20 protein-coding genes, 1 pseudogene and 1 riboswitch are annotated in these 20,678 nt (G+C 51.0%); of the genes and pseudogenes, 4 read left to right on the top strand and 17 right to left on the bottom strand.

Annotation, left to right across the window (positions count from 1 at the left end):
* Positions 1-30: 30 nt before the first annotated feature.
* The 14 genes and pseudogenes from CV944_RS17645 to CV944_RS12105 all read right to left on the bottom strand — a co-directional run bounded on the left by CV944_RS17645 (position 31) and on the right by CV944_RS12105 (position 12,511).
* Positions 31-597 (bottom strand): annotated as a pseudogene (locus CV944_RS17645) (DUF6431 domain-containing protein).
* Positions 598-779: 182 nt separating this feature from the next.
* Positions 780-1,274 carry a GNAT family N-acetyltransferase gene (locus tag CV944_RS12045; RefSeq protein ID WP_094239770.1) on the bottom strand — a complete coding sequence of 165 codons (495 nt, stop codon included), beginning with the start codon at positions 1,272-1,274 and terminating at the stop codon, positions 780-782.
* 25 nt (positions 1,275-1,299) lie between these two features.
* The gene (gene menC, locus CV944_RS12050) at positions 1,300-2,427 is read right to left on the bottom strand and encodes an o-succinylbenzoate synthase (RefSeq protein ID WP_100664246.1); all 1,128 of its coding nucleotides are present in this window, start codon (positions 2,425-2,427) and stop codon (positions 1,300-1,302) included.
* Positions 2,424-3,263 carry a GNAT family N-acetyltransferase gene (locus tag CV944_RS12055; RefSeq protein ID WP_015374230.1) on the bottom strand — a complete coding sequence of 280 codons (840 nt, stop codon included), beginning with the start codon at positions 3,261-3,263 and terminating at the stop codon, positions 2,424-2,426. Before CV944_RS12055 ends, menC begins: the two co-directional genes overlap by 4 nt.
* On the bottom strand, positions 3,238-4,398 hold the full coding sequence (locus tag CV944_RS12060) for a M20 peptidase aminoacylase family protein (RefSeq protein ID WP_100664247.1): 1,161 nt from the start codon (positions 4,396-4,398) through the stop codon (positions 3,238-3,240). The genes CV944_RS12055 and CV944_RS12060 overlap by 26 nt, the downstream gene beginning before the upstream one ends.
* A 116-nt stretch (positions 4,399-4,514) precedes the next feature.
* Positions 4,515-4,940 carry a threonine/serine exporter family protein gene (locus tag CV944_RS12065; protein ID WP_100664248.1) on the bottom strand — a complete coding sequence of 142 codons (426 nt, stop codon included), beginning with the start codon at positions 4,938-4,940 and terminating at the stop codon, positions 4,515-4,517.
* A 19-nt stretch (positions 4,941-4,959) separates the two neighbouring features.
* The gene (locus tag CV944_RS12070; protein WP_100664260.1) at positions 4,960-5,703 is read right to left on the bottom strand and encodes a threonine/serine exporter family protein; all 744 of its coding nucleotides are present in this window, start codon (positions 5,701-5,703) and stop codon (positions 4,960-4,962) included.
* 187 nt (positions 5,704-5,890) lie between these two features.
* Positions 5,891-6,595: a VC0807 family protein gene (locus CV944_RS12075; RefSeq protein ID WP_232722136.1), complete on the bottom strand. Its 705-nt coding sequence runs from the start codon at positions 6,593-6,595 to the stop codon at positions 5,891-5,893.
* 45 nt (positions 6,596-6,640) lie between these two features.
* A complete protein-coding gene (locus tag CV944_RS17880; protein ID WP_369806436.1) occupies positions 6,641-6,967 on the bottom strand; it encodes a hypothetical protein in 327 nt (108 codons plus the stop codon).
* Positions 6,968-7,085: 118 nt separating this feature from the next.
* Entirely contained in the window at positions 7,086-8,258 is a 1,173-nt protein-coding gene (locus CV944_RS12085; RefSeq protein ID WP_020754490.1) for an RNA-guided endonuclease InsQ/TnpB family protein, read from the bottom strand.
* A gap of 305 nt (positions 8,259-8,563) precedes the next feature.
* Entirely contained in the window at positions 8,564-8,932 is a 369-nt protein-coding gene (locus CV944_RS12090) for a diacylglycerol/lipid kinase family protein (protein WP_233205006.1), read from the bottom strand.
* A 97-nt stretch (positions 8,933-9,029) separates the two neighbouring features.
* Positions 9,030-9,944: a UDP-N-acetylmuramate dehydrogenase gene (gene murB / locus CV944_RS12095; protein WP_044745550.1), complete on the bottom strand. Its 915-nt coding sequence runs from the start codon at positions 9,942-9,944 to the stop codon at positions 9,030-9,032.
* A 251-nt stretch (positions 9,945-10,195) separates the two neighbouring features.
* Positions 10,196-11,179 (bottom strand): ornithine cyclodeaminase family protein, encoded by a 984-nt coding sequence (locus tag CV944_RS12100; RefSeq protein WP_033015762.1) that lies wholly within the window; start codon positions 11,177-11,179, stop codon positions 10,196-10,198.
* A 39-nt stretch (positions 11,180-11,218) separates the two neighbouring features.
* A complete protein-coding gene (locus CV944_RS12105; RefSeq protein WP_033024923.1) occupies positions 11,219-12,511 on the bottom strand; it encodes an MFS transporter in 1,293 nt (430 codons plus the stop codon).
* A gap of 426 nt (positions 12,512-12,937) precedes the next feature.
* On the opposite strand from CV944_RS12105, the gene CV944_RS12115 reads away from it, so the two are divergent.
* Complete coding sequence (locus CV944_RS12115; protein WP_100664249.1) at positions 12,938-13,531, top strand: IMEF encapsulin system ferritin-like cargo protein; 594 nt, start codon at positions 12,938-12,940, stop codon at positions 13,529-13,531.
* Positions 13,532-13,546: 15 nt separating this feature from the next.
* Positions 13,547-14,401, top strand: a complete 855-nt coding sequence (locus tag CV944_RS12120) for a family 1 encapsulin nanocompartment shell protein (protein ID WP_100664250.1) — start codon at positions 13,547-13,549, stop codon at positions 14,399-14,401.
* A gap of 155 nt (positions 14,402-14,556) precedes the next feature.
* On the opposite strand, the gene CV944_RS12125 is transcribed toward CV944_RS12120, so the two are convergent.
* Positions 14,557-15,021, bottom strand: coding sequence for a hypothetical protein (locus CV944_RS12125; protein WP_044731963.1), 465 nt, complete (start codon positions 15,019-15,021; stop codon positions 14,557-14,559).
* 136 nt (positions 15,022-15,157) lie between these two features.
* Here CV944_RS12125 and CV944_RS12130 point away from each other — a divergent pair, with 136 nt between their 5' ends.
* Both CV944_RS12130 and CV944_RS12135 read left to right on the top strand, forming a co-directional pair.
* Positions 15,158-15,511 carry a 2Fe-2S iron-sulfur cluster-binding protein gene (locus CV944_RS12130; RefSeq protein WP_100664251.1) on the top strand — a complete coding sequence of 118 codons (354 nt, stop codon included), beginning with the start codon at positions 15,158-15,160 and terminating at the stop codon, positions 15,509-15,511.
* A gap of 129 nt (positions 15,512-15,640) precedes the next feature.
* Positions 15,641-16,177 carry an HD domain-containing protein gene (locus CV944_RS12135; protein ID WP_100664252.1) on the top strand — a complete coding sequence of 179 codons (537 nt, stop codon included), beginning with the start codon at positions 15,641-15,643 and terminating at the stop codon, positions 16,175-16,177.
* Between the two features lie 620 nt (positions 16,178-16,797).
* On the opposite strand, the gene CV944_RS12140 is transcribed toward CV944_RS12135, so the two are convergent.
* Together CV944_RS12140 and CV944_RS12145 are read right to left on the bottom strand one after the other, a co-directional pair.
* Complete coding sequence (locus CV944_RS12140) at positions 16,798-17,838, bottom strand: ribonucleotide-diphosphate reductase subunit beta (RefSeq protein ID WP_100664261.1); 1,041 nt, start codon at positions 17,836-17,838, stop codon at positions 16,798-16,800.
* 74 nt (positions 17,839-17,912) lie between these two features.
* On the bottom strand, positions 17,913-20,195 hold the full coding sequence (locus tag CV944_RS12145; protein ID WP_100664253.1) for a ribonucleoside-diphosphate reductase subunit alpha: 2,283 nt from the start codon (positions 20,193-20,195) through the stop codon (positions 17,913-17,915).
* Positions 20,196-20,324: 129 nt separating this feature from the next.
* A riboswitch (cobalamin riboswitch) is annotated at positions 20,325-20,520 on the bottom strand.
* Between the last annotated feature and the right edge of the window lie 158 nt (positions 20,521-20,678).

Raw genomic sequence — 20,678 nt, forward strand, 5'->3', positions numbered from 1 at the left:
CCATCTCCGTTTTTGGTGTTAAGTAGAAAATCAGGAAGCAATTTGATCCGCAAACGGATGCCACCTCTCGTTTGTCCACAGGTCTTGGATGATCGAGCCAACCTCCCGTCCCTCCAAGGTCTGCATCCACCAAACCGCCCGTTCTGTTCTTGCGTTCCCCACAGGGCCGATGATCCCTCACCTTCTCACCGCCGCGTGATGCAAGCGGGAAAGATTCCGTAAAAATCGTCGGACATAAAACAAGATGACCTCCTTGGTGGGAAAAACAACCTGTTTGGTCTTCGCTCCTCGCCTTGGCGTTTCGAGCCACGTTTTGACCGCTTGCCAGATGACCGGCCGTGTATATTGAACATACGGGAGGAGAAAAGAAGGCAGCACACTCACGGTTTTACGGCACTCTTGACAGCGATATCGTGCGATCCAAAGGCGATACTCCCCCTCTGCCGTCAACGCATAGCGTTGGTCGTATCCGTGACGATGCAAGGGGCGGCGGGATGGACAGTGGGGGCATTGGTTCACGTCGGGAAAATCATCGTTCCCTTTCCCACGATCCGTATACGTTTGAATGTCAATGCCAAAGTCGTGAAACTGGATCACACTTCCTCCCCCTCTCCTTGAAACGAATGGAAATCTTCGTCCGAAACAATTCACAAAAAAATTAGCACATTCCTTCAGAAAAGGGGAGAGGGCTTTCTGAAAGAATGTGCAAAAAAAAAGGGCGTTTTGTGCTGAAATAAAATGATAATTTACACTTGCGTTTGGGCCAGCCCCAATTAGCATTATAACAGTTTGTATAGGTAATATTCATTTACAAATTCCCCATTCACTCTTAACGATTGAACCCTCTCGCCTTCTAATACGAACCCCATCTTCCTATATAAGTTAAACGCCTTATCGTTCCCTTTCATGACCGTAAGTCCTAATCTCAAAATTCCAACTTTCTTTGCCCACTCAAACGCTTTGTTGAATAGTTTAGTGGCAATGCCCTGTCCTTGATAGTCTTCAAGAACTCCCAAAACAACATTGGCAGAATGTCGATTTCGTTTTACATCACCTCCTATGACAGCAAGGAACCCGACAAGCTTGTTTTCCGTTTCAGCAACAAAGATCATTTTATTCGGCTCAGACAACATTCTTTCAATCGATTTGCTTTGTTGTTCAACCGTTGTTTGCCGTTCGCCAGGCTCAAATAACATAAAACCAGATTCATCAATTTTTTTGCACAACTCCAAGAAATGTTCCGCATCGCGAACTTCAATCGGTCTGATCATCATTTTTTCTTTCTCCCTTTATCATCCTTTATGCCGTCGCCGTACGGTGAAACACCTTCGCAAACTGCGTATACCGCTCCACTTGGCGGCGGTCGACGTCATAGCCGATGCCCGGGGCGTCCGGCACGCGGATCAAGCCGCCGTGCACCTCAACTTCCGGCGTGATGATATCCCGCTCCCAATAATGCGACGACGCGGCAGTGTCGCCGGGAAGGGTGAAGTTTTCCAACGTCGTGATCGCGATGTTGTGGGCGCGCCCGACGCCTGCCTCCAGCATCCCCCCGCACCAGACCGGCGCACCGCGCTCAGCGCAAAGATCGTGGATGCGCTTCGCCTCGCCAAGCCCGCCAACGCGCCCGATTTTGATGTTGATGATGCGGCAGCTGCCAAGGTCAAGCGCCTTGCGCGCATCGTCATAGGAACGAATGCTTTCATCAAGGCAAACCGGCGTCTGAAGGAGCGGCTGCAGCCGAGCGTGATCGACAAGATCGTCAGCGGCGAGCGGCTGCTCGATCATCAGCAACCCGAATTCATCGAGCGCTTTCAGCCGATCCGCATCGGCAAGCGTATACGCTGAATTGGCATCGGCCATAAGCGGCACGTCAGGAAACGCGCGCCGCACGTCGCGGATGACATCAACGTCCCATCCCGGCTTGATTTTCACCTTGATCCGCCGGTACCCTTGCGCCACATACCGTTCCATCACCTGAAGCAGATCGGCAACCGTCGGCTGGATGCCGATGCTGACGCCGACTTCAATGTCCTTTTTCGTTCCTCCGAGAGCTTGAGAAAGCGGAACGCCGAGCCGCTTGGTGTACAAATCCCATACCGCCCCCTCAAGCGCCGCTTTCGCCATGTTGTTTTGGCGGATGGCGGCAAAGCGCTTTGACAGCTCCTCCGGGTGGTGGATCGGCTCAGCCAACGCAAGCGGCACAAGGAAATCCTCGAGCATATGCCAGTTCGTTTTCACCGTTTCCTCGCTGTACCACGGGGCGGAAAATGCGACCGATTCACCCCAGCCGGAAACGCCGTCGCGATCGACAACTTCCACTAAAATCAACTCTTTCCTTTGAAACGTGCCGAAGCTCGTCGTAAACGGCGCCTTCAACTCCATTTGCAAATGGCGCAATATGACGTACTCGATGTTGATCGTCATTCTTCTTCCCCTTTCTGCTGCCATCGTTCACTCCGCCGCTTCCATATGTAATAAAGCACTCCTTCCTCCAGGCAGCGCCAAGCGCCGGCGGCAATCCATCCTTCCGCAAGCAGCCGCTGAAACAAGGCGCGCGTCGCCAGCCGCCACTCAAGCGCCAGCGCGAAATCCTGCTCTTTCAGCTGCGGAAAGTCAAGCGGGATGGCTGTCAACAGCAACGGCGCCGCTGTTCCATCGATGTCTCTCGGCACCGGCTGCAATAGGCCGTCAGCCCTTTGCCCTGCCTCGAGCACCGTCAACCTTCTGGCCTTGAGAAGATCTGCTTCAACCAAATTCCGTTCCCCAGTCACTCGCTCATCAAGCCGCCATTCGACGATGAAGCGGTCAGACGGCAGTTGACCGTTCAACGCGTCATTCATTTCGCCGTAGCAGTTTTCCACATACTCGACGCCAACAGCCCCAAGCTTCGCCAAGTTCAAATAGCCGTTGCGGCTTTGCAGCGGATCATACGTCCAGCGGATGACTCGGTAGCCGCGCCGCCGCGCTTCTTCCGCCTGCTTCCTTTTCAGACGGCAGCCGATTCCTCGGTCGCGAAAGGAAGCATCAATCCCCATCATATGGGAACAAAGATACACTTCCCCGTTTCGAAACCCAGGGAAGCTATACACAAAGCCGACGAGTTTCCCGTCCATATACGCGCCGATCACAATGCCGCCGTTTTTTGCCGCCGTCAACGTTTGATGGAGCGGAACCGGCGCTGTTTTCCAAATCTCCTCCTCAAGCTTGGCCATCTCTTTCAACTGTTCGATCGTCTCAAGGATTTGCAGTGACAGAGACACGCTCGTTCTCCCCCTGCAGCGCAAACGTATTGATGACCGTTCGCGCCAAAATTTCCACACCGGAAAGCAAATCATCGCGCCGGAACGTCATGTTCGGGTGATGGAGCCCCGGACGCAAGTCACAGCCTAACCCGAGCATCGTTGTCTTCAGCTCCGGTTTTTGAAAGGAATAAAAATGGAAATCCTCTCCTCCCGATGTCACAACCGGCGGAACGCATTTTTCCGTCCCCAAGGCCGCGATAATCGCCTCCTCCATCAGCCGCACCGCATCTGGATCAGGATGAGCGGCGACGATGCGCGTCCGTTCCACTAGTTCAATCTCCGCCCCATAAATGGCAGCGACCCCGTTGATCACATGGCGCAGCCCTTCAACGAGCCGCTCCATCGCCTCGTTCGTTTGCGCCCGCAAATCAAGGGCGAATTCCGCGTAGTCCGGGATCGTGTTCGCATCTTTTTCACCGGCATGAAACTTCGTCATTTTGATCGACGCTGGCACTTGGGGATCGACATGAATTTTGCCGAGCTCTTGCACAATGGCGCTGCCGACTTCAATGACATTGACGCCTAAATGCGGCCGCGCCGCGTGCGCCGCCACACCGCGGATCCGCCCTTCGATGCATTGCGCCGCCCCATGGATGATCGCCGGCGCCGCATATCCGCCTTTCACTTCTTGAATCGGCCGCAGGTGAACGCCGTATAAAAACGACACGCCGTCGACCGCTCCTTTTTCGATCAGCTTTAACGCCCCTGTTCCTTTCTCCTCGGCCGGCTGGAACAAAAACCGGAGCGTCCCCGGCGGCTCATAGCCGATGCGGCGAAGCAGCTTCGCCACCCCGAGCACGATCGTCATGTGGGCATCATGCCCGCACGCATGGTTCGGCTGCCAAACGCCGTTCACTTCTTGCCAAAGCGCATCCATATCGCTGCGCACCCCAACCGTAAACGGCCCGGCGCCGATTTCCGCCACCACACCCGGGCAATCGGCAAACGTCCGCACCCGATATCCTTCGCGCTCCAACTCTCGGCGGAGAAATTCAGTCGTTTGCCACTCTTCCCAGCTGATTTCTGGATGGCGGTGAAGGTGATCGAAAACCTCCCATAGCTCCGCTTTCATCTGCTCGATAATGTCTTTCATTCCGCTCTCCCCCGCTGTTTCAAAATCGATAGAAAAAACATCGTTATATTCATTATAATATTCAGACAAACAAATACAACGATAGGCAAATGATTGGAAAAAACAGACACGTGCCATTACGGGCGGCGCTTTACCAGCTGGTTGACGACCTCAGAAAAAATGAGCCCCATCGCAATCGCCCCAGAAATCATGAACGCTTTTGCCGCCAACGGAATCGCTGCATTGTAGTCGTTCATGACGACATGACGCATCGCTTCAAATGCCGTCCCACCTGGCACGAGCGGAAGAATGCCGGGAACGATAAAAATGGTCGCCGGCGCTCGATAGCGCCGGGCAAACGCATTGCTTAAAAAGGCAACGAAAAACGCAGCCATAAACGTTGCAATCACACTGTCTACGCCCGAACGTACGGTCAACATATAGACCGTCCATCCGCTCATCCCAACAAATCCGCTATGCAGCAATAGCTGCGGCGGAATATTAAAAATGATGCCAAACAACATCGACGCAAAAAAGCTAAGTAGCAGCTGCATAACGACCATGATCTATACTCCCATCACATCATCGAATGGATAAAACAAAGGCGATGCCGGTGCCAATCGCAAACGCCGTCAAAAACGCTTCGGCCCCGCGAGACAACCCGGCGATGAGATGGCCGGCCATTAAGTCACGCACCGCGTTCGTAATGGCCAACCCTGGAACAAGTGGCAGCACAGAGCCGATGATCATTTTCCCGATATCCCCTCCAAATCCGGCCTGTACCATTAACAATACGAGACCTCCTGCAACAAAAGCAGCAAAAAATTCCGCGAAAAACCGGATTTTCACAAACCGATGCACCATCTCAAAACACCAAAATGCCACCCCTCCGGAAAAAAGCGATGGGAAAAAGTGAACCATCCCTCCAATCAATGACGCAAAACAAGCACTCGCTAACGCTGCGGCGGCGGTTTGCTGCCAAAGAGGATAACCCATCGGGGCGCGCCCGATATCCTCGAGCTCCTTTCGCGCCTTTTCAAGCGTCAATTCACCGCGGCTGATGCGCCGGGAAATATCGTTCACGACCGCCACTTTCGCTAAATCAGTCGAACGCTCGGAAATGCGGATCAATCTGGTTGAGTCTGTCCCTTCAATAGAAAAAATAATGGCCGTTGGTGTGACATAACCATGGGAGCGCGGCATGCCAAACGAAGCAGCGATGCGCGTCATTGTATCTTCCACCCGATACGTCTCTCCGCCGCTTTCAAGCATCAATTTTCCCGCTAATAAACAAACCTCAACAATATCATCCACCCGCTCCGTCATAACCGGTTTGCTCCTTTCGTTTTCGCTCGGCATGGCATTGGCCATCCCGTTTTCCTCTGCCGGGCGCTCATCGCAAAAACAAACTCCCACCAAACAAATTGGCAGGAGCCGCCTCGGATATCGTCTTTGTCAAACTTGTTTCCATTATAGCAAACAAGCGGTTGACTGCCAAACCGTGAAGGAACTCTCACCATTTCCCTTTCTTTCCTATTTTTCTGTTTCTTTCGCCTGATTTTTCGCTCTCACAGTCGAAAAATAGCGCACCGGCGGAAGACGAGACAGCGGTCTCCCGCTCCGAGATGATTTTCGAAATACGGACAAACCCCAACATACAGAGAATCGTGATCCCCCAACCAATGCCTTCGCGAATGACAATCGCACGGTCAAACGCTTCGACGTCGTAGCGAACGATCAAGTACGCCTTAATCGCCGCCAACAGCCCGTCGCGCAAAGCAAAACCAACAGTGATCCATTGAAAAAGTGAAAAGACATCACGTTCCAAAAACCGTCTTTTCATGACCGAGCGCGGAGCCCCCTGCATTTCCACAAAATCAAGAGAAAAATAAAGCAACAACGGGCGCTTGACAACGACCGTCACCAAAAAAAAGACAGACAAAACAATCGAGTACCAGACGTCATTCCATAACATCTGCAACGCAGAGCCAGCGAATATGTTCAACAGCGTACTAACGGCCAGATTAACAATCAAAAACGTGCCGAACCATTGCACTTTGCGAATACGCCAATAGCGATAAACGGTATAAACCGCTCCCGGCACGGTACAAATCAACATCGCCCCGTACTCCCCAACCGGGCTGCGCAATGCATGCCAGAGCACGATCGGAAACACCACATAGAATACGACATCAAACATGACCATCCGCTTCCCCACCACTTGTCTCCTCACTCCCCCTTTCTCTTTTCACATACGCCCTCATCATTCACCGAGTTCCGCGCCAATGACTCGCATCCTTTTAGCCTCAATCCAAGCCGACACCTCTCCCACCCCCACTTCCTCTCCATCAGCGTGAACGGGGACGGGAGCGGCGGGGCGAATGTGCACGTTCCGCCCGGCAAACACGGAAACTTCTTTCATTCGTACATGCCCGCCCCAAAATACGGATGAACCTCCCCCACTTACGCCTGTAGGCGTCGAAGTGGGGGTTTCTTGTCGAAAACCAACCAAGAAGAAGCGAAACAACGTTTCTTGGTGTCCGCAACGCGCAACACCATCTTCTTGATTAGTTTTAGACAGGGAACTCAATCCCTAGTGGTCATAACGGCAGATATCTCCCGACATCTTGCCTCCCACCGTAAGCAACTATGGTGCGAACGGATTTCTCCTCCCATAGGGGCGGTCCGACCCATCTACTACTTCTCACTTACGTGATCCGTAGATACGTTGGCGGTTGAATGGAAATCGGGATCATTTTCCCGTATAAATATTTTGTTAAGATATTGCTTGCGCCGTGAATGTCGCGATGCTGCTCGTAACCGCAAGCACAACGATAATTGCGATTTTTCACTTTGTTTCGTTTTCCACAAACAGGGCATGTTTGTGACGTGTAAGATTCATCCACCTTTTCAATGGTAATGCCTTTGGCTTCTAATTTGTATTTCAAATAGTCATAGAGTTTGCCAAAACTCCAGTTGGACAATTTCTGATTCGTATTTTTATTTCGTTTCTTTTTGGTATTGCGCTGTACTCCTTCGACATCACCAACAACGACATGTTTGATTTGTTGCTCCAAACACCAGTCCACAAATTCTTTCGTCGTTTTATGCAAACAGTCTTTCAGTTGTGCTTCGCTTTTCGATAAAATATATTGCTTCGCACGGTTATATGTTTTCCATTTCCTTGATCCTTTTTTGCAGCGGGACATCAGTTTTTGCAGTTCTGCCAATTTTTTATTTCTCAATCGATGAATGGAACGCATTTTTCTTCCGGTGATGATGATGCTGCTTCCGTTTTCACTGACGGCACTGATGGCGTGAATCTCTCCTTGGTCAACAGCGGCGATGTTGGTTCCAGTAGAAGAAGATGCTTGTTTTCCGTCCTCATAAGACAAACAAAACTTGAGTCCTCGGTCATAGACGAGTTCGACTTCTTTGACTTCCCCTTCCGGAACATGGTGGAGTTTTATTTTTAATTTAGGAAGGCGCTTTCCATCCGGTCCTTTCGTGTTGCCGAGACTTAAGTAAAGGGTGTTTTTTTCTATCGAAAAAGCTTGATCGACCCATTTTGGGTTGAAGGTTTTCTTCATTTTGTAAGGGAAACGGATGTTTTTATCACTTTTTCTTGCTTCTTTGGCAGAATCCCTTGCTTGCAAAAATTTATGAGCGACGGCTTGGATGGTTTGACTGTGAATAGGGTATTTGCCTTTTAGCTCTTTTTGTAATTCGGTTTGGGTGATCCAATGATTCCCTAAACGATAATAATAACGGGCTAATTGCACACAATCATTCCAAATCACCCCACAAATCCGTCGGATGTGGAATAATTTCTCTATAGTTTCTTTGTTCGCAGAAAAGCTTGTTTTTACGGTTCGGTACATATTTTCACCTCCTTACTTACTAATGTAAAGTATTTATTTTCGAAAATATATATTCTTTTTCGGCTCTTCACCACAACATGTACTTGACAAGCAATACAGTTTCCTGAACAAAGATGTGCAAAAATCACTGATTTGTTGATTTTCCCTCACAAGCGTAAATAGGGTATGTTCAGAAAAAATCAAGTACAACTTTTGGTGAAGAGCCTCTTTTTCATTGATTTACCCATTTTTTTCTTTTTTTTGATCAAAAGTAAAAAAAGAACGCCGTGTATCCCCCACCTACGCTTCGCTTAGAGGTGGGGGACTTACGGCGTATGGGTTGTTAAAAACAGCGCAAGAATTTTCCAACGAGGCATCGGCCCGACGACCGTCACATGAAGCAAGCCGTCATCACCCCGGGCGGACGGGGCGATGCGCATACCTCCGCCGTAGTACGGATGATTGGACACAGTCGCCATCCAAGCTTGCTGAAATGAATAGTTTCGCCCGTCAATGCAAATGTCAAGATCGACGGGTCGATAGCGGAATAGCTCTATCACTAAATAAAGCACGTAAATAAGCGAGCCAAGCCCAACACGATTGAACCGCCCTTTCCATGCCGAACGGTTGGCCATGCGGGCGATATGGGCGTCAAAACCGCAGCCGACGCTGTTGGCAAACGCGCCGTCGGGCACGGATAATCCCTTTTCTTACCTATTGGCGGTTTGTTTCATTTTTCCTCTCGGCGAAATGAGAAAAATCCGAACCCGCAAACCGGATTCGGATCAGTCATCATTCCTCACCGATAATTTTCACTTCCAGCTCTAAATCAACTCCGAACTTCTCCTTTACGGTTTTGCGCACCATGTCGATCGTCGCGATGTAATCGGCAGCCGTCGCATTGTTTTTGTTAATGATGAATCCGGCGTGCTTCGTCGACACTTCCGCACCGCCGAATCCTTTTCCCTGAAGGCCGCTGTCTTGAATGAGCTTGCCGGCGAAATAGCCCGGCGGCCGCTTAAACACGCTGCCGACCGACGGATACTCAAGCGGCTGTTTCGATTCGCGCTGAAATGTTAAATCATCCATTTTCGCCTTGATTTGTGCATAGTCGCCCGGCTGCAGGGAAAAGACGACTTCAAGCACAATATCATGCGTCCGGCTGATGATGCTTGTTCGATAACCGAGCTCCAGTTCCTCGTTTGTCAATGTTTTCAACTCACCGGAGAGCGTCGCCACCTTGACATGGTCAAGCACATCTTTCACTTCCCCGCCGTACGCTCCGGCGTTCATCATAATCGCCCCGCCGACCGACCCCGGAATGCCGCAGGCGAACTCCAACCCGGTGAGGTGTTGTTCGAGCGCGAACCGCGACACCGCTTTAATATCCGCCCCGCTTTGTGCGATCACGTTGTTTCCTTCACGCCAAATGCGGTTCAAATGCTTCAGCTGCATGACAATGCCGCGCAGCCCGCCATCGCGGATGATGACGTTCGAACCGTTGCCGAGAAGGGTAAACGGCAGGCCGTACTCCTCTTTCAGCCGCAGCACCTCGATGACTTGCTCGTACGTTTCCGGCCAAACGAGAAAATCAGCCTTGCCGCCGATCCGCACTAATGTATGGTTTTTCATCGGCTCATCGCGCAGGACGTTTCTTTCCCCACAAATCTCTACGAGTCTTTGATAAATATGTTCCGCACGTTTCATCGTTCTGTCTCACCTTCTTCGCTCATTCCATGCCGCTTGGCGGCATTCATTCCACATCGTTTCCATTATCGCTGGAATCGCGTCGCATATCAAGTGGGCAATGTTCCTTATTCTGTTTTATTCGGGACTGGGCCAAAAGGTGACGTCGGATGGAAAAGAACAAAAAACCGGACGGGCAACCGTCCGGAAAATGGATTCCTGTTTCTCGCCAAAATGGCAGAAACAAAGCAGCATATCCTCATTCCCATCCCCTATAATTCTATTTCTTGTCCTACTCCGAGCTCCTTCGCTTTTTGATAGACGCCAATCGCCACAGCCAAATCATAGAAAGCCGCTCCGACCGATTTAAATAAGGTGATTTCCTGATCGTGTTGCCGCCCAGCTTTCTCTCCGGTGACGAGTTCCCCGATTTCGGCATCAATTTGAGAAAAAGACCATCTTCCACTTTCAGCCGCCTGAATGAGTTCTCCTGCCTCATGCCTGACGCCCTCAAGTGTATCGACGACAATGCGGTCCGCTTGGACAATAGTCTCCACATCCAACTCGCGCATATGTGGCAAGTACGAGCCAATGGCGCTAATGTGCATGCCTGGCCGCAACATTTGACTGGAAAACACCGGCTGTTCCGAGCGCGTGCTGCATACCACGATGTCGGCCTGGCGAACGGCTTCGTCCGCCTCATCCACCACATATACCTTCCCTGTCCATTCCCGAACCAGTTGATGCAGTCCCGCCGCCAAGTCTTCTGCTTTTTTCCTCGTTCGGTTGTACAGAAATATACGTTCAATCGCTCTCACTGCCAATATGCCAACCACTTGTTCTTTGGCCATCGCCCCTGTTCCGATCACCGCTAGCCGCGACGCCGCCTGTGTCGCCAAATAATCAGCTGCAATGGCGGATAACGCCCCCGTGCGCAGTCTCGTCAAATACGTGGCATTACAAACCATCCGATGTTCCCCCGTTTTCGCATCCGTAAGCACCATGATCCCCTGGGTGGTCGATCTTCCTGCTGCAGGGTTATGGGGGAAAATGCTGACCACCTTCACCACTGCTGCCCCCTCCTCAGCGGATGGCATATACAAAATCGAAGCATCATGATTCGGAAATGGAAGCACCGTGCGATCAGGGGTGATCACTTTCCCTGCTTGTTTTTGTCGCAACATTTCTTTTACATCGGAAATGGCATCCTTCATCGTATACATGCGTTGAATTTCTTGTTCTGACAAAATAAGCATAATCCCCCTCCTTCAATACGCTGAAAAAACGGAACCGCGTTACGCGATTCCGTCTTGCTCATCAAGTTCTTCATGTTTGCGGTCGCGCACAGACCAGACCGCAACTAGGGAAATAAGCGAGACAAGCACAATGTATAAAGCCACCGGCACATAAGAGTTCCTATACGCCGCCAGCAGTGCCGTAGCGATGAGCGGCGCCGTTCCTCCCGCTAGTGCGGCGCCAATTTGGTAGCCGAGCGAAATCCCTGTGTATCGAACATTGGACGGGAAAATTTCCGAGAACATCGTGCCGAGCACAGCCGTAATCGGCGCCCAAATAATGCCGAGACCAATGACGGTCGCTATTATCAACAAGGCGACTGATTTTTGTTGCAAGAGCCAAAAATACGGAAACGCATAGATCATCATCCCAACAGTCCCGGCAATGTAAAGCGGCTTGCGGCCGTACCGGTCTGACCACTTGCCCATCAGCGGAATCAGAACCGTCGTCACCGCAGTCGCTATGGTGACAGCGTTTAAGGCAGCTGTTTTTGAAAAGCCTAAGTTCGTTGTCGCATACGACACGATAAACGTCCCGAAAATGTAAAACGGAGCAGTTTCCACAACTTTGCCGCCAATGGCGATCAATACTTCCTTCCATTGAGTCCGCAGCGTCTCCACAATCGGCACTTTCGCCACTTGACCAGTTTCTTTTACTTTCTTAAACGAAGGCGTTTCATCAATGCCATGGCGCACCCATAACCCAAAAACGACAAGCAGCGCGCTTAACAGAAAAGGAATGCGCCATCCCCATGACATAAACGTCTCATCCGGCATAAGCGTCATAAGCGACATAACAAACGTCCCGAGAAGCAGTCCGATCGTCACTCCCATTTGTGGAATGCTGCCGAACAGTCCGCGCTTTTCTTTCGGTGCGTATTCCACCGCCAATAGCAGCGCCCCTCCCCATTCACCGCCAAGACCAATCCCTTGAATGAGGCGAAGCAAAATGAGCAGCACCGGCGCCCATATACCGATCGTTTCATACGTCGGCAACAGCCCCATTCCGGCCGTCGCAATCCCCATAAGACTCAAGGTCATCACGAGCGTCTTCTTACGGCCGATTTTGTCACCGATATGGCTGAACACAATGCCGCCTAGCGGACGGATAAAAAAGGAAAGGGCAAATGATGCGTAGGATAAGAGCAAACCGACGGTCGGGTCCTCGCTTGGGAAAAACAGTTGGTTGAATACAAGCGCGGCGACTGTTCCATACAGAAAATAGTCAAACCACTCAATCGAACTGCCAACAAGGCTGGCGACTAAAACCCGCTTGGATACCCCTTTATCCATTGTCTCCCCCCTAGATTGCGATATCTTTCATCACTTTGAATATATCAAAATAACATTTGACAGTAAATACAAAAATATTCGACAAATAAAGATAATGCTCTATCCCTTTTACTTTCGGCACTTCATTCCGCTGTCTCCCCGATATATCGTTCAAAACAAAAATTTTAGGTGAAAACCGAACATTCATCCGCAGCAATGGGCTGTTGCGCATTTGAATTCTGATCTAGCTCAGTTGTCTCCATATTTGAAACGCCATTCCATTAGCTGCTGCACTGATTGCGTCTTTTTCCCATCAACACCAAATCACCCGTCCGCGAGTGATGTCTGCAACGCATCGTCTACGTGCGATATGAATGAGACCAGATATGTTTACAATCCTACTCATATGGAAAAAATGGTAACAACGATTTCATGGGAGGGAGTCCATTGTACGACACATTAGCGGAAGTCAGCGCCATTCTCGGTCGGTCGAAAGAGGCGCTCAGCCAGTTTCAAGCGATTTTAGAGCCGACAATTGAACAGGCGGCTGATGATCATGAACGGCTGTATTGGCATCATATTTACGAAGAAGAGGAACACCGGTTTGACCGTTTGACCGCCTTGCTTCCAAAGTTGGAGGAGGCATTGGCGGACGAAGCATTCTTATCGCGGGAAAACGGCGACTTTTTGCGCTTGTTGCAAGACATCAGCCTAGAAAAATTCGGCTTGCACAACTTTTTGGAGCATCTCGATTTGTCGTTGTTTCATTATAAAGGGACGGAACATGAACCGGCGATTGCGGCACTGCGCGACATGACCGCGGCGGACTACCAACAGATGAAAGCCGCTCTCGAAACGCTCAACCGCGCGCTCGATGCGCCATTGTCTTTCGACGCTTCAGTGCCGACTGACGAAAAAGAGCATCAAAAAGACCATTTGAAACTGGCGCAGTACGCCGTCCCGCCTTCCGACCCGGCGCCTGTCCGCCCATCGATCGGAACAAGACGGCAGCTGACAGTCGGCAGCTTAAAACACGGATAAGAAAGGAGAGGAAACATGGATAAAACGAAGCTGTATCCAGAAGCCCCGCTCACAAGCAGCCAATGGGGCGAGCTTGACGAACTGGTCATTGAAACGGCGCGGCGCCAGCTCGTCGGACGTAGGTTTATCGATTTGTACGGTCCGCTTGGCGAAGGCGTCCAGTCGGTCGCCAACGATATTTATATGAACCCGGAGCATGGGGATATGAGCTTCCACGGCAAAGAGCTGAGCCTTTCCGAGCCGACGCGGCGCGTGCATTTAACGATCCCGCTTTTGTATAAAGACTTTATTTTGTACTGGCGCGACATTGAGCAGGCAAAACAGCTCGGCAGCCCGATCGACTTTTCCGCCGCCGCCAACGCCGCCCAGCAGTGCGCGCTGCTTGAGGACGATTTGATTTTCAATGGTTCAACTGAATTTGATGTGCCGGGCATTATGAACGTCAAAGGAAAAGTCGCCCACATTCGCAGCGATTGGATGAAATCGGGCAACGCCTTTACTGACGTCGTCGAAGCGCGCAACAAGCTGCTTCAGCTCGGCCATACCGGCCCATACGCGCTCGTCTTGTCGCCGGAATTGTATGCGTTGATCCACCGCGTCCATGAAGGAACGCACGTGCTTGAAATTGAGCACATCCGCGAGCTGATGACCGCCGGCATTTACCAAACTCCGGTCATTAAAGGCAAACGCGGGGTCGTCATTGACACAGGGCGGCAAAACATCGACCTCGCTGTTGCCGTCGATGTGCAAACCGCGTTTTTAGATACGGAAAACATGAACTACTTGTTCCGTGTCTACGAATCGGTTGTGCCGCGCATCAAACGGCCGAGCGCCATCTGTACGCTTGAAGATCCAGCCGGAGCCTCGTAATTTCTCTTTTCAGGGAAAGAGGGGACACATTAGCGGGAGGCTGGCTAGACATGGGCCAAAGCGTCCGAAGGCGATTCAATAGCCACATCCGCTGCTTGCAACAATCGAAACGCCCAGCGGATTTACAAACCGCTGGGCGTCTTGCTAGTTGGCCATCAAGCCGTGCGGGCCGTTTGTCCTTGAACGTTCGAAACGAGCAGCGACAATTCGGGGCTGAGCGCCTCAACACCGATGTCATCGATAATCATTTTCGCTTCCCGCCAAAAATGAACGGTATAACTGCCTTCATAAATCTCAAAGAGGCGTTTTAAATAGCGCCGCTTGTTGTGGATGGCTTCCCGTTTATAAGCGGCGTTGTTCAGCTCACGAATTTTTTTATGTTCAGGCGCAGAGATGACGCTGATGTCATGAACGTTGACGATGAGCCGTTCCCCTTGTTCGGTCACAAAACCGACCGAATAGTATTGGGCGCCTAGTTGATCGATATGAACGATGCAGACGTTTCGATATTCTTCGCCGGAACGGAGGCGGAGAAGCGCCGCTTCCACCGCGCCGCCGACTTTTCGCTCGTTGGCCAAAATCGCTTTCATATCGCGCAGTCCGTTCATCGGAATGCCCATGGTGTCTCCCCCTTGTCCCTAGCCAAGATGGCGTTTTCGCAATTCCTTTTACTATTATGATACCAATCATTCATTCGGATGTAAATGAGATTCATTTTCAAACTAACCATGTAATTTAAAGGAGATGTGTAAAAAAATGGGTAAAACATTCACGGTCGGCTCACTGAAGCCTGCCGTCCGGCCATCGGAGCGCTCCATTTCTGCCGCGCCGCCTAAGCCCGATGGGCCGTCCGCCGTGCGGCCGTCTGTCATTCAAATCGAACAAAAAGGGAAAACGTTCACCGTGCAGCCAGCCCCCGGCGTTTCGCTTCTTGACGCCGCCCTAGGACAAGGTGTTCCGCTCGATCACAAATGCAAAAAAGGAACGTGCGGCCGTTGCATGGTCACTGTTCTGGCTGGCGCCCACCTTCTCGCTCCGAAAACGCGGCGCGAGCGCGAAAAAACGGATCAACCAGCCAAACGGCTTGCCTGCCAAGCACAAATCCAATAAGCCGAGCGCTATTTTAGCACGATCGGCTTATTTTTTCCCATGCAACCGCTCCCACCTACTTTCTCTCATTGCCTGACTCTTTACGCCATGGTATGATGATGAGAAATACAAAAAACGGAGGGGATGCCGATGAGATATGTCACCTTAACCGACGTCTTTGCCCATCCGATTGCGCAAAAATATTTAAAACGATCCGGCCTCGCCCACGCCATCACCGCGGCGTACCATGCCTACCACCTTGCCCTCCGCCACGGAGTGAACGTCGACTTGGCGACGAAAGCGGCACTGCTTCATGATATCGGCCATTACACATGGTACAAAAACGGCCGTTGGGACTACGAACAATACCGGCAAAACGACATCCACGCCATCAAAGGGGCCGAGCGCGCCCATAAGCTGCTGATCCGCCTTGGCGAACATCCGCAAAACGCTAAGGAAATTGCCTTGGCGATTTTGCTTCATACCGATTCCTACCTTCCAGAAGGAGAATGGAAACGAACGCCGCTCCAAGCCATCGTCAAATGGGCCGACGAAGCCGACGAGGAGCCCGGCGGCCGCCACCATTATCGAACGATCAGCGACGACTTAGCGTGGAAAAAAATCCGCCAGCTCGACGAACTCGTCAGCCGTCAGCACGCCCAAAAGTGGCTCGGAGATATCATTTGAACAGTTGCTTTAATGTCGTCATTTCCCGTAAACAGGAAACGAGATATCGCCACAAACCATGTCTGCTCTGAACGGAAGCAGCTCACCCTTGAATCAGGTGGGCTGCTCGCGCGCCAGCAACACCAAGTCCCATCCCCATTGAATGATACATCGTTCGCTCACATTTCAAGACTGCTTGGCATCATCTGTCCTGCTAAAACGCCCGCTGCTGTTCGTTCAAAACTCATATTTCGCAATCTTTGCATAATATACAAAAAACAACCTCAATATTCACATAAAAATAGGTTCATCACCAAAAGATGTACTTGACTTTTAAAGACAAACATGATAGCAATGTTGCTCAAAGAGATGTGTGGTATAAAAAGGAAAAATGCTGTTTTGATTTTCTTTATCATAATCGTCTTTCTTTGTCAAGTACACTTTGTGGTGAAGAGCCTAAAAATAAATGTTTTTCCAAATATTGTAAAATAACTAATTTTTATTCGTTAAAATCAGGCTTACTTTGAATTTTTATTCAGGGTGCGAAATGTAGGTCAAAAAACGGCAAGTCAAGCAAAAGGCGAACGGCCTTGCCTGACAAAAAAGCCACGCTGACCGTTGTCAAACGTGGCTTCTCTCATTTATAACTCATCAAATCCGTTGTCCACTTGCACTTTCGTATATTGGCGCGGTTTTTGCTCGAAGAAGTCTGATTTGCCGAGGTCGACTTCTTCATACGCTTTAATCCAGCGGAGCGGGTTCGTCCGATAGCCGTCAAACGGGCGGTCAAAACCGAGCTGATGAGCGCGGACGTTGGCGTAAAACTTAATGTACGCTTCCAAATCAGCCAAGTCGATGCCATCGATGTCATTCCCGATGATTTCCCCGGCCCATTCGATTTCCAGCTCTGCCGCTTTCATAAACGTGTTCCGGACGAAATCGGCAAGCTCCGGCGTCCGATACTCCGGGTATTCGTTCAACACTTCTTTGAAAATTTTCGCAAACAAATCAACATGAATGTGCTCGTCACGGTTGATGTAATTGATCATCGTGCTCGTCGCCACCATTTTTTGCTGGCGCGCGAGGTTGTAGAAAAAGGCGAACCCCGAGTAGAAAAACAATCCTTCTAAAATAACGTCAAAGACGATCGACCGCAGCAAGTTCTCCACATTCGGCTCTTCGGCAAACGCCTTGTAGCCGTTCGTCACAAAATCGTTCCGCTTGCGCAGCGTCGGTTCGTTTCGCCAAAAGTCGAACACTTCATCTTGCTTTGCTTTCGGCACAAGGCTCGAGAGCACGTACGAATACGAATGGTTGTGAATGACTTCCTGCTGGGCAAGCATGATCATCAAGGCATTGATGCTTGGATCGGTAATGTAATCCGCCACACGTCCCGCGTAATCGGTTTGAATGCTGTCAAGCAGCGCCAACAGGCCGATGATTTTCAAAAACGCCTCCTGTTCGCGGGCGGTCAGCTGCGGAAACTGCTTCACATCTTGGGCCATATTGATTTCAAATGGCGTCCAAAAGTTGGCGAGCATTCGCTTATATTTCGCATACGCCCATGGGTAGGCGATATCGTCCCAGTTCAACACATTCGAGCAGCGGCCGTTGATAATGCCTGTCGAACGGTTCGGCGCCTCTGGATCCATAATCGGCCGTTTGACTAAGCTGATTGTCATGATCCATTCCTCCCTTTCAGCTAAGCTTCGGCGTGAATCTTTCCCCGGAATCGGCAACGTCCGGGGGAAGACCGTCAGCTCGCGCAAGAATCGCACTCGTCGATCGTCCCCGATGTCGAACGCACGTAATACGTCGTTTTCAGCCCCGACTTCCACGCCGTCAAATGCAAATCGAGCAGCTCTTTTGCCTTAATCGTGTTCACGACGTAGAAGTTAAAGGAGATGGCTTGGTCGATATGGCGCTGGCGGGCGGCGTTTTGCTTGATGCTCCAGCGCTGGTCGATATGGTACGCCGATTTGTAATACCATGTCGTCTGTTCGTTTAAATCCGGCACCGTAACGGGAATCTTATAATCTTTCTTTTCCTCGGCGTACACTTTTAAGAAAATCGGGTCAATGCTCGCTGTACTGCCGGCGATGATCGACGTCGAGGCGTTCGGCGCCACCGCCATCACATAGCCGTTTCGCATCCCATAGCGGGCCACGTCTTGCTTCAGCCGATCCCAATCCAATTCACCGTGGCTTTCGTAGCCGCGCCGCTCAAAATAAGCGCCTGTCTGCCAATCCGATCCTGGAAACGCCGGGTAGCTCCCTTTCTCTTTGGCGAGCTCCATGCTCGCTTGAATCGCCAAATACGCGATCGTTTCATACAGCTCGTCGGCATAGCGGACCGCTTCGTCCGACTCCCAGCGAATGCCTTTTAACGCCAAAAGATGATGCCAGCCAAAGGTTCCAAGCCCGACAGCGCGGTATTTTTCGTTCGTCAGGCCGGCTTGCAGCACAGGGATATTGTTTAAATCAATGACATTATCGAGCATCCGCATTTGAATCGGGATCAGCCGCGCCAAAACGCCGTCGGTCACCGCCCGCGCCAAGTTGATCGACGATAAGTTGCAGACGACAAAATCGCCTGGGATTTTCTCAATGATGATCGTCCCGTCTTTCACATATTGCCGCTTCGTCACTGTCGGGCTTTGGTTTTGCGCGATTTCCGTGCAAAGGTTGCTGCAGTAGATCATCCCGAGATGGCGATTCGGATTTTGCCGGTTCACTTCATCGCGGTAAAACATAAACGGCGTCCCCGACTCGAGCTGGCTGCGCATGATGCTTTTCATCACTTCGATCGCCGGCACTTTTTCTTTCGACAGTCTTGGTTCGTTGACGCATTGCCAATATTTTTCCCGAAAGCTGCCGCTCCCTTTTTCCTCATCATAAAAATCTTCCAAGCTAAACCCCATCACCTTCCGCACTTCATGCGGATCAAACAAGTACCAGTCGCCGCGCTGTTCGACTTGCTCCATGAACAAGTCCGGAATGCACACGCCGGTGAACAAATCATGCGTCCGCAGCCGTTCGTCGCCGTTGTTGAGCCGCGCATCGAGAAACGCAAAAATGTCTTTATGCCATACATCCAAATAGACGGAAATGGCCCCTTTGCGCTGCCCCAGCTGATCGACGCTCACCGCTGTATTGTTCAACTGCTTCATCCACGGGATGACGCCGGAAGAGACCCCTTTGAATCCTTTAATGTCGCTGCCGCGCGAACGGATTTTGCCTAAATAGACGCCGATGCCGCCGCCCGATTTCGACAAATTGGCGATGTCGGTGTTGCTGTCATAAATTCCTTGCAAGCTGTCATCGACCGTATCGACAAAGCAGCTTGAGAGCTGGCCGTACGACTTCCCAGCGTTGGCAAGCGTCGGCGTCGCCACGGTCATGTATAAGTTGCTTAACGCCCAATACGCTTCCTTCACGAGCGCAAGCCGCTGCTTTTGCGGTTCATTCGCCATAAGCGTCATGGCAATGACCAAAAACCGCTCCTGCGGCAATTCATACAACCGCCGCTCATAATCGCGCGCCAAATACCGGTCCGCGAGCGTGCGCAGCCCAATGTACGTAAACAGCTTGTCCTTCTCCGGATCAAGAAACGCACCGATGGCGTCGACTTCTTCTTTCGTATAACGTTCAAGCAAGAACGGACTGTACACCCCTTGTTCCGTCAGCGCAACAAGCAGCGAGTAGAAATCGCCATACCGCTTGCGCTCATCGTACCCGCGCTGCCGCGCCGCTTCACGGTACAATTGCCGCAAATACAGCCGGGCGCACACAAACGTCCAGTCCGGCTCCTCTTCATCAATGTAAGAAAGTCCTTCCAAAATAGCCGTTTGGTGCAGCTGTTCTACCGTGACGGACTCCTTTCGGCTAAGAAGCTGCCAAACACGCTCGACGTATTCATCAAGCGACAGACGGCCGAATCCAGCCGCGGCTTGCTCAATCAGCGCCGCAAACTCTTCACGTGAAAACGAAACCGACTTCCCTTGATCATCGAGGATGACCGTTTTCGTCAATGTGGTCATTCGTTTCTTCTCTCCTCCATAAAAAAATCCGCTCGGGCAGGCGAGCGGATGAAACGACAGACGGAAAAAGGCAGACGAACCCCTTGTTCTTTTCCCCTATCGTTTCATCTTCTCACACCCCGAAGAACATGAAACGTTCCAAGCAAGGCAGGTCTCCTGACTCGTGCATCGTCCTACTTTGGGGCCTTCCCAGCGGCGCGCTGAATGGCTCTTGCCGCCAGTGGCCATCCCATTTCGTCCGCACATACAGTTGCGGGGGCAGTTCCGGATTCGCACCGGATTCCCTATTAAGTCCTGATGGACACCGTTGCTTAGCAGAACAATATGTAGTTGTAAAAAAAGACCTCAAAACCAATATATAGTAGTTTAGCATCCTGATGGAACAAGCATATACCAAAACCGGGAAAATTGCAAGAGCGGGAGAAAGCAAATTTTCTCTTTCGCTTCGCCAAAGGCAAGGAAACTGTCCGCACCATCGAAAAA

Origin of the sequence: Geobacillus sp. WSUCF-018B (assembly GCF_002809985.1) — a bacterium.
Taxonomy (GTDB): domain Bacteria; phylum Bacillota; class Bacilli; order Bacillales; family Anoxybacillaceae; genus Geobacillus; species Geobacillus thermophilus.